Source organism: Rhodoblastus sp. (assembly GCF_019449565.1).
Classification (GTDB): domain Bacteria; phylum Pseudomonadota; class Alphaproteobacteria; order Rhizobiales; family Beijerinckiaceae; genus Rhodoblastus.
In genome coordinates this window covers 87,182-99,492 of record NZ_JAGRPM010000011.1, presented here as the reverse complement: position 1 = coordinate 99,492, position 12,311 = coordinate 87,182, and the positions used below count along the sequence as shown (strand labels likewise).

The 12,311-nt window shown below is 63.2% G+C and carries 13 protein-coding genes; 5 read left to right on the top strand and 8 right to left on the bottom strand.

Going from position 1 to position 12,311, the window contains the following annotated elements:
• Position 1 precedes the first annotated feature (1 nt).
• Entirely contained in the window at positions 2 to 925 is a 924-nt protein-coding gene (gluQRS, locus tag QZ409_RS02365; RefSeq protein WP_296706718.1) for a tRNA glutamyl-Q(34) synthetase GluQRS, read from the top strand.
• Positions 926 to 999: 74 nt separating this feature from the next.
• On the opposite strand, the gene QZ409_RS02360 is transcribed toward gluQRS, so the two are convergent.
• From QZ409_RS02360 to QZ409_RS02350, 3 genes are all read right to left on the bottom strand, one after another.
• Positions 1,000 to 1,530 carry a L,D-transpeptidase gene (locus QZ409_RS02360; RefSeq protein ID WP_296706717.1) on the bottom strand — a complete coding sequence of 177 codons (531 nt, stop codon included), beginning with the start codon at positions 1,528 to 1,530 and terminating at the stop codon, positions 1,000 to 1,002.
• Positions 1,531 to 1,748: 218 nt separating this feature from the next.
• A complete protein-coding gene (gene acs / locus QZ409_RS02355; protein WP_296706715.1) occupies positions 1,749 to 3,686 on the bottom strand; it encodes an acetate--CoA ligase in 1,938 nt (645 codons plus the stop codon).
• A gap of 278 nt (positions 3,687 to 3,964) precedes the next feature.
• Positions 3,965 to 4,609 carry an invasion associated locus B family protein gene (locus QZ409_RS02350; protein ID WP_296706712.1) on the bottom strand — a complete coding sequence of 215 codons (645 nt, stop codon included), beginning with the start codon at positions 4,607 to 4,609 and terminating at the stop codon, positions 3,965 to 3,967.
• 189 nt (positions 4,610 to 4,798) lie between these two features.
• Here QZ409_RS02350 and QZ409_RS02345 point away from each other — a divergent pair, with 189 nt between their 5' ends.
• The 4 genes from QZ409_RS02345 to QZ409_RS02330 all read left to right on the top strand — a co-directional run bounded on the left by QZ409_RS02345 (position 4,799) and on the right by QZ409_RS02330 (position 7,917).
• Positions 4,799 to 5,779 (top strand): NADPH:quinone oxidoreductase family protein, encoded by a 981-nt coding sequence (locus tag QZ409_RS02345; protein ID WP_296706710.1) that lies wholly within the window; start codon positions 4,799 to 4,801, stop codon positions 5,777 to 5,779.
• A 95-nt stretch (positions 5,780 to 5,874) separates the two neighbouring features.
• A complete protein-coding gene (locus QZ409_RS02340; RefSeq protein WP_296706708.1) occupies positions 5,875 to 6,471 on the top strand; it encodes a LemA family protein in 597 nt (198 codons plus the stop codon).
• Between the two features lie 19 nt (positions 6,472 to 6,490).
• Entirely contained in the window at positions 6,491 to 7,309 is an 819-nt protein-coding gene (locus QZ409_RS02335; protein ID WP_296706706.1) for a TPM domain-containing protein, read from the top strand.
• Positions 7,309 to 7,917: a TPM domain-containing protein gene (locus QZ409_RS02330; RefSeq protein ID WP_296706704.1), complete on the top strand. Its 609-nt coding sequence runs from the start codon at positions 7,309 to 7,311 to the stop codon at positions 7,915 to 7,917. The genes QZ409_RS02335 and QZ409_RS02330 overlap by 1 nt, the downstream gene beginning before the upstream one ends.
• Here QZ409_RS02330 and QZ409_RS02325 read toward each other — a convergent pair whose 3' ends face one another.
• From QZ409_RS02325 to leuC, 5 genes are all read right to left on the bottom strand, one after another.
• The gene (locus QZ409_RS02325; RefSeq protein WP_296706702.1) at positions 7,918 to 9,114 is read right to left on the bottom strand and encodes a lytic murein transglycosylase; all 1,197 of its coding nucleotides are present in this window, start codon (positions 9,112 to 9,114) and stop codon (positions 7,918 to 7,920) included.
• Between the two features lie 50 nt (positions 9,115 to 9,164).
• A complete protein-coding gene (gene leuD / locus QZ409_RS02320; protein WP_296706700.1) occupies positions 9,165 to 9,770 on the bottom strand; it encodes a 3-isopropylmalate dehydratase small subunit in 606 nt (201 codons plus the stop codon).
• Positions 9,771 to 9,842: 72 nt separating this feature from the next.
• The gene (locus QZ409_RS02315) at positions 9,843 to 10,268 is read right to left on the bottom strand and encodes a metallopeptidase family protein (RefSeq protein ID WP_296706699.1); all 426 of its coding nucleotides are present in this window, start codon (positions 10,266 to 10,268) and stop codon (positions 9,843 to 9,845) included.
• Entirely contained in the window at positions 10,268 to 10,786 is a 519-nt protein-coding gene (locus QZ409_RS02310; RefSeq protein ID WP_296706697.1) for an OsmC family protein, read from the bottom strand. The genes QZ409_RS02315 and QZ409_RS02310 overlap by 1 nt, the downstream gene beginning before the upstream one ends.
• 16 nt (positions 10,787 to 10,802) lie before the next feature.
• Positions 10,803 to 12,221, bottom strand: a complete 1,419-nt coding sequence (gene leuC / locus QZ409_RS02305; RefSeq protein WP_296706695.1) for a 3-isopropylmalate dehydratase large subunit — start codon at positions 12,219 to 12,221, stop codon at positions 10,803 to 10,805.
• Positions 12,222 to 12,311 lie beyond the last annotated feature (90 nt).

Here is a 12,311-nt window from a genome sequence, read left to right as displayed (position 1 = left end):
AATGGCGCAGCAGAATGCTTCGGCCGGCAAGACCCTGGGCGCCGAAACGGCAACCCAGCCCGTATTTCGCTTCGCGCCCTCGCCTAACGGCTATCTGCATTTGGGCCACGCTTTTTCGGCGCTCCTCAATCTGAAATTGGCGAAGGCGCATCACGCTCGGCTGCTTTTGCGCATCGAGGATATCGACCCAGAACGGTCGCGCCGGCATTTCGAAACCGCGTTGATGGAAGATCTGGAGTGGATCGGCTTCCGTTGGGACGAGCCGCCGCGCCGCCAGTCCGAACATCTGCCGGATTACGCCGCTGCCCTCGACGGGCTGATCGAACGAGGGCTGGCATATCCCTGCTTTTGCTCGCGCTCGGATATCGCCCGCGCCTGCGCAGAGAAGATGGGCTGGCCGCGCGATCCTGACGGCGCTTTTCTCTATCCGGGCGCCTGCCGGACGCTGACACAGCAGGAGTGCGAGGCCCGCAGGGCGTCGGGGGCGCGTTTTTCCCTGCGCCTCGACATGGCCAAAGCAATTGCCGCGGTTCAGGGTCCTTTGACCTATCGGGAGTTTCACGAAGGCGAAGACGGCCTTGCCGTCGTCGCGGCGCCGGAGCTTTGGGGCGACGTCCTGATCGGGCGGCGCGACGTGCCCGCCTCCTACCACATCGCCTGCGTTCTCGACGACGCCGCGCAAGGGGTGACCGATGTCGTCCGCGGCGCCGATCTCGAAGCGGCGACGGGATTGCACCGTCTGCTTCAGGCGCTTCTGGGACTAGGCGCGCCCGATTACCGGCATCATAGGCTGGTGCTCGACAGCGACGCCCGCAAGCTTGCGAAGAGCAAGTCCTCGCCCTGCCTGCGCGATTTGCGCGCCCGGGGCGCAAGCCCGGCTTCGGTCCGCCACGAACTGGCGCGACTGATGAAGGTCGAGTTCTGACGATTCAAAAAACCGGCCCGGATCTCTCGCTTTATGCGCGGGATTCGGGCGGAAACCTGCCAGGCTTTGCCCGATCAGGGCTGCATGACCACCGCCGTGCCGACATCGACGCGCTCATAGAGATCGGCGACGTCCTCATTCAACATGCGGATGCAGCCATAGGATGCGCGGGACCCGATAGAGGCGCGCATGCTGCTGGTCGTGCCGTGGATGGCGATTTGATCGCGGTCGAGCACCATGGCCGCGACGCCCATCGGATTGCGCGGCGAGCCGCCCGGAATGAAATTGGGCAGTCTCGGATGGTCCGCTTTGACGATGGCTGGCGGCGCCCAGTCGGGATGGGAATATTTGCCCTGGATGCGAGCAGGTCCGAGCCATTCCTTGCCCGGTTTGGCGACGGCGACCGGGTATTGGATCGCGCGTCCATCGTCGAGGACCAGGTAAAGTTTGCGCTGGCTCATGCTGATGACGATGGTGCCAGCGTCATATTGAGAACGATAGGAGACGAGATGGGTATTGGCGTTCGCGGCGCCCTGCGGCGTCGCCAAGCCAAGAAGCGTCGCGCCAAACAGCGCAGCCGCTCGCAAGCTCTTGAACTGAGGCATCTATTTTCTCCGGCAGGCGGAATCATTCAATGAGGATGATTTTCCGCAAACTGCCTTTGAATCGCCTTAATAACTAGAGCATGGGCGCCACACTTCGCCGGAATGTCGCCTGATTTGGGAAATTGCTGCAATTGAAGTTATTAAAACTTTAATTGCTGAAAACACGAAAGCCGGGCGACATGCGCCCGGCTTCCATTGATGCGGTCTGCGACGAAGGATCAGCCGCCGCGGTTCTGGATCAGGTCGTCCACCACGGTCGGATCGGCAAGGGTCGAGGTGTCGCCCAGCGAGCCGAATTCGTTCTCGGCGATCTTGCGAAGGATGCGGCGCATGATCTTGCCCGAACGGGTCTTCGGCAGGCCGGGAGCGAACTGAACCACGTCAGGCGACGCGATCGGGCCGATTTCCTTGCGGACCCAGGCCACCAACTCCTTGCGCAGGGCTTCGGTCGGCTCGATGCCTTCCATGACCGTGACATAGGCGTAAATGCCCTGGCCCTTGAGGTCGTGCGGATAGCCGACCACGGCCGCTTCCGACACCGCCGGATGGGCGACGAGCGCGCTTTCGACTTCCGCCGTGCCCATGCGATGGCCGGACACATTGATGACGTCGTCAACGCGGCCAGTGATCCAGTAATAGCCGTCCTCGTCGCGGCGGCAGCCGTCGCCAGTGAAATATTTGCCCGGATAGGTCGAGAAATAGGTCTGCTGGAAGCGCTCGTGATCGCCATAGACCGTGCGCATCATGCCCGGCCAGGCGTCGGCGATGACGAGATTTCCCTCGCAGGCGCCTTCGATGACATTGCCGGAGGCGTCGACAACCTGCGGCTGGACGCCGAAGAAGGGACGGGTGGCCGAGCCCGGCTTGAGAGCCGTCGCGCCTGGCAGCGGGGTGATCAGGATGCCGCCGGTCTCAGTCTGCCACCAGGTGTCCACGATCGGGCAGCGCTCGTCGCCGACGACGCGGTGATACCATTCCCAGGCTTCCGGATTGATCGGTTCGCCGACCGAGCCGAGCAGGCGCAGGGATTTGCGCGAGGTCCTCTTCACCGGCTCCTCGCCGGCGCCCATCAGGGAGCGGATCGCGGTCGGGGCGGTGTAGAAGATATTGACGCCGTGCTTGTCCACCACGTCCCAAAAGCGGGAAATGGACGGATAGTTCGGGATGCCCTCGAACATCAGGGTGGTCGCGCCATTGGCGAGCGGGCCATAGACGATGTAGCTGTGGCCGGTCACCCAACCCACGTCGGCGGTGCACCAATAAATGTCGCCGTCATGGTAGTCGAAGATGTACTGGTGGGTCATCGCCGCATAGACGAGATAGCCGCCGGTGCAATGCACGACGCCCTTGGGCGCGCCGGTCGAGCCGGACGTGTAAAGGATGAACAGCGGGTCTTCGGCGTTGATCTCGGTGGGGGGGCAGTCCGGCGAAGCCTTGGCGGCTTCTTCATGCCACCAGCAGTCGCGGCCTTCCTTCCAGTCGATCTTGCCGCCGGTGCGTTTGACGACGATCTGGGTCTTGACGATATCGCCGGTCTTGTCGATGGCGACATCGGAATTGGCCTTGAGGGGAACCTTGCGACCGCCGCGCAGACCTTCGTCGGCGGTGATGACGACCTTGGAATTGGAGCCTTCGATGCGGCCGGCCAGCGAATCAGGCGAGAAGCCGCCAAAAATGATGGTATGAATCGCGCCGATGCGGGCGCAGGCGAGCATGGCGTAGGCCGCCTCGGGAATCATCGGCAGATAGATCGAGACAGTGTCGCCTTTGCCGACACCCTTGGCCTTCAGCACATTGGCGAAGCGGCTGACTTCCTCGTGCAGCTCCTTATAGGTGATCTTCTTGGACTCGTCGGGGCTGTCGCCTTCCCAGATGATCGCGACCTGATCGCCGCGCGTGGCGAGATGGCGGTCGATGCAGTTCATCGACACATTGGTGGTGCCGTCCTCGAACCACTTGATCGAGACATTATGCGGATCGAAGGATGTATTCTTGACCTTGGTGAAAGGCTTGATCCAGTCGATGCGCTTGCCATGTTCAGCCCAGAATCCTTCCGGGTCGGAAACGGAGCGAGCGTACATTTCCTTGTACTTTGCGTCATTGATGAACGCGTGGTTTTCCCACTCCGTCGGAACGGCGTAAACTTTCTCCGACATAGACTTCCTCCCGGACAAAAACCGACGGCGCTGCTTGCCTGCAACGCGCGCCGTTCAATCGGGCGGCATTATGGCCTATCGGTTTGAAACCTCACAAGCGTCGTGGCGTCACACTTTGGTCCTGCGACCTTGGGGGCAAGCAGGGCCGAAAGGCCGTTTGAAGCCGAAATTTTGGGCAGGGCAACACAAAATGACCTCCGCCACCCATGCGGGGCGGATGACGCGTTCGAGGCCGCGCTCCGATTTTGGCCCTGCGAGAGCTTCGCCGGGCGCGGGCGTTACTGGCAGTCCTTGCGGACCTTATCCAGCGCCTGTCCGATGCCGGAGAGGGAATAAGTGTCCGTTGTCGCCTTGCCCTTGGTGGACGTGGCCTTCACGATCAGTTTCGAGCCCTTTTTCATCGCGTCGATCAGTCGGCCTTCCTCCGCCGGGTTCTTGACCCAGGCGTTGGAGCCCTTGGCGATCAGGCTGAAAGAGGCGTCGCCGATTTCGACCGTCGCCTCGCTGCCGTCCTTCATGGGAAAGCCCATGATGACCGAAATCTCGCTTTTCACATTTTCAGCCGGCCGCGTCGAAATAAAGACATAGGCTGAATCGCGCTTTACCGAAGCCGGCTCGCGCGTCTTCGGCTGCGCCAGGGCGTAACAGGTTTTGGACTTGCCCTGCGTCGCATAAGCGCCCCATTCGCCGAAGGTCCCCAGCAGGGCGGCCTTGCCCGGCTCAGCGCTCTTTCCCGCTTTGGCGTCCTTGCCCTTCGCGTCCTTGCCTTTGGCGGCGTCCTGCGCGGCCGCGGCCTTGTCCGTCTTCGACTGGCTGGTTTTTTCCTTGGCCAGCGCATCGGGCGCTGAGCCGACCACGCAGACGAGGGCCATTGCGGCGCCGGCGAGAAGGTTGCGCGCGCGAAGAGGGGCGAAGGCTGTCATGATGTGACCATGAAAGGGGTTGGCGGGAACGAATCAATTGATCGGATCATAGCGCCAATCATGCAAGCGCTGGAATCCGGCGGCGCTGGCTTTATGCGCTGAAACGGGCAAAAATCGGACCTGTGACTGGCTTGGACGAAACGGCGCTGGCCGCGCCGCGCAGCCTGCCCCGAAACGGAAAGAGATTCAATGATCGCCGCGCTTTGTGAAATTCATGGCCCGCCCGAGGGCCTTGTCCTGCGGGAGTTGCCGGATCCGGCGCCGGGCCCGGGCGAAGTGCTGGTTGCGCCAACTCGCGTCGCCCTGAATTTCTTCGACACCCTGATCATCGAGGACAAATATCAGCTCAAGCCGGCCCTGCCCTTTTCGCCGGGAGGCGAATTCTGCGGAATGGTGCTCGCGCTTGGCGCCGGCGTGGAGGGCTTCGCCATCGGCCAGCGCGTCGCCGGCTATTGTTCCTATGGCGCCGCGCGTTCGCGCCTGGTCGCGCCGGCCTCGATCCTGACGCTTGTCCCTGACAATCTGAGCGACGATCAGGCGGCTGGTCTTTTCATCACCTATGGCACATCGATGTATGGCCTGCGGCAACGGGCCAATCTGCAAAAGGGCGAGACGCTCGCCGTTCTTGGCGCCTCAGGCGGCGTCGGATTGGCGGCGGTCGAGATCGGCGCCGCAATGGAGGCGCATGTCATCGCCTGCGCCTCTTCGCCCGAAAAGCTCGTCTTCGCGCAAAAATATGGCGCGCATGAGGGCCTCGATTATGCGCAGGAGGATCTCAAGGAGGGCCTGAAGCAGCGCACCGGAGGCAAGGGCGTCGATTGCGTCTATGACGCTATCGGCGGCGCTCACAGCGAAGCCGCCTTGCGCGCCCTGGCCTGGAAGGGGCGACACCTCGTCGTTGGCTTCGCAGCGGGCGAAATCCCGAAAATCCCCCTCAATCTCGTCCTGCTCAAGGGATGCGCCATCCTCGGCGTTTATTGGGGCGAGTTCGTCAAGCGTGAGCCGCAGGCCCATCTCGAGAACATGGCGCAAATTTTCGACTGGACCGCGAAGGGAATTCTATCCGCCCATGTTCACGCGGCGCTGCCATTGCAGGACATTGCCAAGGCGCTGAATTTGCTTAAGGAGCGCAAGGCGCAGGGCAAAATCGTGCTGTCCGTCCCGCAATAGGGTTTTTTGCTCTGGCCTAGCCGGAAAAGCCTGCCTAGATTACGCCCTTCTCAGGCGCAACGCGCCGGGAGCCCGATGAATGAGGAAGAGCCGCCATGTCGTACTCGTCCCGCCTGCGCAATATCGTCGCCATCGTCTTGATTGGACTGAGCCTTTCGGCTTGCGGCTACAATACCATTCCCACCGCCGAGGAAACCGCCAACGCGCGCTGGGCCGACGTTCAGAATAATTACCAGCGGCGCGCAGACCTTATCCCCAATCTCGTGGCGACCGTTCAGGGCTACGCCAAGCAGGAAAAGGACGTGTTGACCGCCGTCATCGAGGCGCGCGCCAAGGCCACGCAGGTCCATGTCGACGCCTCGCAACTGACCGATCCCGACAAGATGAAACAGTTCCAGGACGCCCAAAACCAGCTTTCCGGCGCCTTGGGCCGCCTGCTCGCGGTCAGCGAGAATTATCCGGATCTGAAATCGAACCAGAACTTCCTGGCCCTGCAGTCCCAGCTTGAAGGCACGGAAAACCGCATCGCCGTGGCGCGGCGCGATTACATCGCCGCCGTGCGCGATTATAACCTGACGCTGCAAACCTTCCCCAGCATGATCTGGGCGATGACGGTCTTCCGCGGCAAGAAGCCGATGGCGAATTTCGCCGCTTCGGACAATGCCCAGACGCCCCCGGCCGTGAAATTCTGATCGATCGGCGGGGCGCGCCATGGCCGAGGCCCTAGTACGCAGCGCGCGAGCCGTCCACGCCGGCAGACTATGGCTGGCGGCTCTGGCCTGGCTGGCGCTCGCGCTGGCCGCGGGCGCCCTTCGGGCCGAAGCATTGGTCTTCCCCGACCTGACCGGCCATGTCGTCGATCAGGCGGGGCTGCTGTCGGTCGACGCGCGGCAAAGCCTCGAACAGAAGCTCGCCGATCTCGAGCAGAAATCCGGCATCCAATTCGTTGTCGCCACAGTCAATTCGCTGCAAGGCCAGGAGGTCGAGCCCTACGCCAATGAATTGTTCCGCCATTGGGCGCTGGGAGAAAAGACCAAGAATAATGGGGTGCTGCTGCTGGTCGCGCCCAAGGAAAAAAAGATCAGGATCGAAGTCGGCTATGGCCTGGAAGGCACGCTGACCGACGCCCTGTCCAAGATCGTGATCGTCAACGCTATCGCGCCGCGCTTCAAGACCGGCGATTTCGCGGGCGGCGTCACCCGGGGCGTCGACGACGTCATCACGATCCTGACGACCGATTCGAGCGAATGGACGAAAAAGCCCCATGTCCGCCCGGATCATCCCGAGTCGGAGTTCGACGCCATCCTGCCCTTCCTGATCGTCGCTCTGGTCATTTTCATTATCTGGCGCAGCAGCGGCGGCGGGGGCGGCCGGGGCCGGCGCGGCGGCGGCGGTCCCTTCATCATTTTGCCGGGTCCCGGCTGGTCGGGAGGCGGCGGCTCTTCCGGGGGCTTCTCGGGCGGGGATGGGGGCGGCTTTTCTGGCGGCGGCGGCTCGTCGGGAGGCGGCGGCGCCTCGGGAGACTGGTGATGCAGGGGCTTGCGGACGAAAACGCCATTATCGCCGCGGTGCGGGCTGCGGAAGCGCGCACTCGCGGTCAGATCGTCTGCGTGCTGGCCCGGCAGTCCTGCGATCCCGGGGCTTTCGTCGCGCTCTATGCAGCGGCGCTTGCGCTCGTCACGCCTTGGCCGCTACTTGAATCGACACAGCTTTCGGCGCAGGTCGTTTTCGCCATTCAGATTGTCGTTTTTATCCTGGCCTTTCTGGTTCTGGGATGGACGCGGCTCGGCGTCGCGCTGACGCCGCGCGCCGTGAAAAGGCGTCAGGCCTATCGCGCCGCGCTGGAACAGTTTTTCGTGCGGGGCCTGAGGCGGACGCGGTCGCGCGCCGGGGTGCTGATCTTCGTTTCCCTCGCGGAGCATTACGCCCGCATCGTCGCCGACGAGGGCTTCGACGGCAAGGTTTCGGAAGAGGAATGGCGGATCGCCGTCGAGGAGATGACGGCCTGTCTGCACGAGGGGCGGATCACGGAGGGCTTCGTCGCCGCCATCGCGCGCTGCGGCGATCTGATGGCTCGCGAGGCGCCGCCCGACGGCGGCGGCAATGACTTGCCCGATACCCTGGTGCGACTGAACTAGTTATTTTCCGGCGCGCAGGGCGGCGAGCAATTTCTTGCTGGCGCGGCCGTCGCGTTTCATGCCGATGCGCTGCTGGTAATCGGCAATCGCTTCGCGGGTCTTCGTCCCCATCACGCCGTCGATCTTGCCGCCAATGTCATAGCCGCGCTGCGACAGCAACGACTGCACCTCGCGGCGTTCGACGCGCGGAATGCCCGGGTCGTCGGTCGGCCAGGGCGTGACGATGCCGCCGCCGCCCTTAAGGCGGTCCGCCAGGATGCCGATCGCCAGAGCATAGGATTCGGCGGCGTTATAGGAATAAAAGGCGTCGAAATTCCGCGACACCAGGAAAGCCGGACCATGCGGTCCCGATGGCAGCAGCAGGCCATAAGCGCCGGATTCCGAAAGCGGCGATCCGTCGATATGGGTCACGCCCTGGGCCGCCCAGAAGGAGACCGGCTTCTTGCCGCCCCGGCCGGATGGTCCGCTGTAACTGGCGGGCAGCCGGACTTCGAAGCCCCAGCGCAGGCCGTCGACCCAACCCGCGCGATGAAGAAAATTCGCGGTCGAGCCGAGCGCGTCGGGCACGGAATTGATCACGTCGCGCTTGCCATCGCCGTCGAGATCGACCGCGAGGCGCAGGAAAGTCGACGGCATGAACTGGGTGTTGCCGAAGGCGCCCGCCCAGGAGCCGTTGAATTCCTCCAGCTTGACGTCGCCATGATCGAGGATTTTCAGCGCCGCGATCAACTCGCCGCGAAAATAATCCGACCGGCGATTGGGTGTGCAGGCGAGCGTGGTCAGGGATTGAATGATCGGCCGTCCGCCAAAGCTCTTGCCGAAATCGGATTCGACGCCCCAGACCGCGACGATCGCCGCGGCGTCGACGCCATAGCGATGCTGCGCGGCGAGCGCGGCCTGCCGATATTGCGAGAAACGCGCCTGACCGTCGCGCACGCGCTCGTCATCGACGAGGCCGGCGATGTAGTCCCAGATCGGGGTGGTGAATTCCGGCTGGACGCCGAGAAAACTGACGGCGTCATTGGGCTCCAGCCCGTCGAGGGCGCGGGCAAGCGTCGCCTGCGAGACGCCCGCCGCTGCCGCCTGCGCCTTGACCTGCTGCTTGCACGAGCCAAAATCCGCGCGCGCGGCCTGGCCAAGCGCGAGCAAGTTGGCAGGAGCGAGAACAAGCGAAAGCGCGAGAATCCGTGACTTCATAACCTGAGCCTAACGTGATTCTCGAAAGCGCAGAACCGAAAAAGCGATTTTCAGATCCAGGGCCGCTCGGCCGCCAGTTTGGTTTCGAAATCCGCGATTTTAGGCGCCTTGACCAAAGTGAGGCCGATATCGTCGAGGCCTTCGAGCAGGCAATGCCGGCGGTGCGGGTCAATGTCGAATTTCACCACGCCGCCGTCGGGGCCGCGGATTTCCTGCGCTTCGAGATCGACCGTCAGCGTGGCGTTGGCGCCGCGGCTGGCGTCATCCATCAGCTTGGCCAGATTTTCCTTCGACACCTTGATCGGCAGAATGCCGTTCTTGAAGCAGTTGTTATAGAAAATATCGGCGAAGCTGGTCGAAATGACCGCGCGAATGCCGAAGTCGAGCAAAGCCCAGGGCGCGTGCTCGCGTGAGGAGCCACAGCCGAAATTATCTTCGGCGACCAGAATCTCCGCCTTGCGATAGGCCGGCTTGTTCAGCACGAAATCCGGATTTTCAGAGCCGTCGTCGCGATAGCGCATTTCCGAGAACAAACCCTTGCCAAGGCCCGTGCGGGCGATGGTCTTCAGATATTGCTTCGGAATGATCATGTCCGTGTCGATATTGGTGATCGGCAGGGGCGCGGCGACGCCGGTCAATTTCGTGAATTTTTCCATGTCTCAAGCCTGAATTTGGCGCCGCACCGGCGCTTTAAGGATCGTGTAGCAAAAGGCGGATGAGCGAGCAATTCAGTCTGCTTCCCGCTCGATTCGGTCCATGTCAGCGTCGGACAGGCCGAAGTGATGGCCGATTTCATGCACCAGCACATGCCGGATCAGATCGCCCAACGTGTCCTCGCCCTCGGCCCAGACATCGAGAATGGGCCGCCGGAAGAGGTGGATCATGTTCGGGAATTGGCCGGTCTGGCTGGTTTCGGCCTGAGCGAGGCCCCGGCCGCGAAACAGGCCGAGCAGCTCGAATTCCGACGACGCCTCGAATTCCTCGAGCACCTCGTCGTCGGGAAAATCCTCGACGCGGATAACAAGACCCTCGCAGGCGCGCTGGAATCGTTGCGGCAGCCGGCGGAAGGCCGTATCGGCCATCGTCTCGAAATCCTCAAGCGAGGGCGCGGCGCGCAAGGCCCATTCCTGCGCCGGCGGTCGGACGCTGCCCATCAGGCCTCGGCTCCCCGCGCGACGGTCAGGACCAGTTTCGGCGGATGGGCCAGGGTCTGGAACACCACGCAATAGCGTTCGGTCAGTTTGGTCAGGGCGTCGATCCGCTCCTGCGGCTCGTCGGTGTCGAGTTCGAAGAACAGCCGGATGTCGGTGAATCCAACCGGGGCGTCCTTGGCGATTCCCAGCGTGCCGCGAAAGTCGAGATCGCCTTCCGCGCGCACGGCGCCGCCCCGGAGCTGGAAATCCAGCGCCGTGGCCACCGCCTTGAGGGTCACGCCGGAACAGGCGACCAGCGCCTCCAGCAGCATGTCGCCGGAACAGGCCTGCAGGCCCGTTCCGCCCGTCGCCGGGTGAAGGCCGGCCTCGATCAGGGCGCGCGAGGTCGAAACCTTGCACGCGAGGCCTTCGCCAGAGAGATCGCCGCGCGCCTTCAAGGTGACGAAGGCGGCCTTGGCCTCCGCCTTGTATTTTTCCTTCAGCGGCGCCTGAAGGGCGCGAAGGTCATTTGCGTCCATCAGTGCTGTTCCCGGCTCACTTCAGCGTGCGAACGTCCACGAAATGGCCGGTCACCGCCGCAGCCGCCGCCATGGCGGGCGAGACGAGGTGGGTGCGGCCTTTAAAACCCTGGCGGCCTTCGAAATTGCGGTTCGAGGTCGAGGCGCAACGCTCGCCCGGCGCCAGACGGTCCGGGTTCATGGCCAGGCACATCGAGCAGCCCGGCTCGCGCCATTCAAATCCGGCGGCGAGGAAGATCTTGTCGAGTCCCTCGGCCTCGGCCTGCTCCTTGACGAGGCCTGAGCCCGGCACGACCATGGCGTTGACATGCGACGCGACCTTGCGGCCCTCAGCGATCTTGGCGGCGGCGCGCAAGTCTTCGATGCGGCCATTGGTGCAGGAGCCGATGAAGACGCGGTCGATCTTGATGTCGGAGGGTTTCTCGCCGCCCTTGAGGCCCATATAGTCGAGCGCGCGCTGGATTTTTGCGCGCTGGGCCTCGGTCTTCGCGGACTCGACCGTGGGGACGACGCCATCAATCGTCATGACGTCTTCCGGGCTGGTGCCCCAGGTCATGACCGGCGGCAAAGCGCCGGCGTCGAGTTCGACCACAGCGTCAAAATGGGCGCCGGGGTCGCTCTTGAGCTGCTTCCAATAGTGAACCGCCTGCTCGAATGCCTCGCCCTTCGGCGCCTTGGGTCGATCCTTGATGTAAGCAAAAGTCTTTTCGTCGGGCGCGATCAGTCCGGCGCGGGCGCCCGCCTCGATCGACATGTTGCAGACGGTCATGCGGCCTTCGATCGAAAGGGCTTCGATGGCTTCGCCGGCATATTCGATGACATAGCCGGTGCCGCCGGCGGTGCCGATCTTGCCGATGATCGCCAGCACAATGTCCTTGGCGGTGACGCCCTCGCCCAGCTTGCCATTGACCTTGACCAGCATGTTCTTGGCCTTGGACTGGATCAGCGTCTGGGTCGCGAGCACATGCTCGACTTCCGACGTGCCGATGCCATGGGCCAAAGCGCCGAAGGCGCCGTGTGTCGAGGTATGGCTGTCGCCGCAGACGATGGTTGCGCCGGGCAGCGTGAAGCCCTGCTCGGGGCCGATGATATGCACCACGCCCTGGCGATGGTCATGTTCATTGAAATATTCGACGCCGAAATCGCGGGCGTTAATGGCCAGTTGCTCGACCTGCGCCCGGCTCTCGGGGTCTTCGATCGGCTTGGAGCGATCGGTGGTCGGGACGTTGTGATCGACGACGGCCAGCGTCTTCTCCGGCGCATGCACGGTGCGCTTGGCCAGGCGCAAGCCCTCGAAGGCCTGCGGGCTGGTCACTTCATGGATCAGATGGCGGTCGATATAGATCAGGGCGGTGCCGTCGGGCTGGATGTCGACGACGTGGTCGTCCCAGATCTTGTCATAGAGGGTGCGCGGCTTGCCCGTGGTCTCAACCATGTCCTTCATCCCTGTCACGGTCTTTCGTCCTGACGGCGCCTCGGCTCTACGCCGAAAGCCCGTTCGTCATGGACGACATAGAGTTTTTCG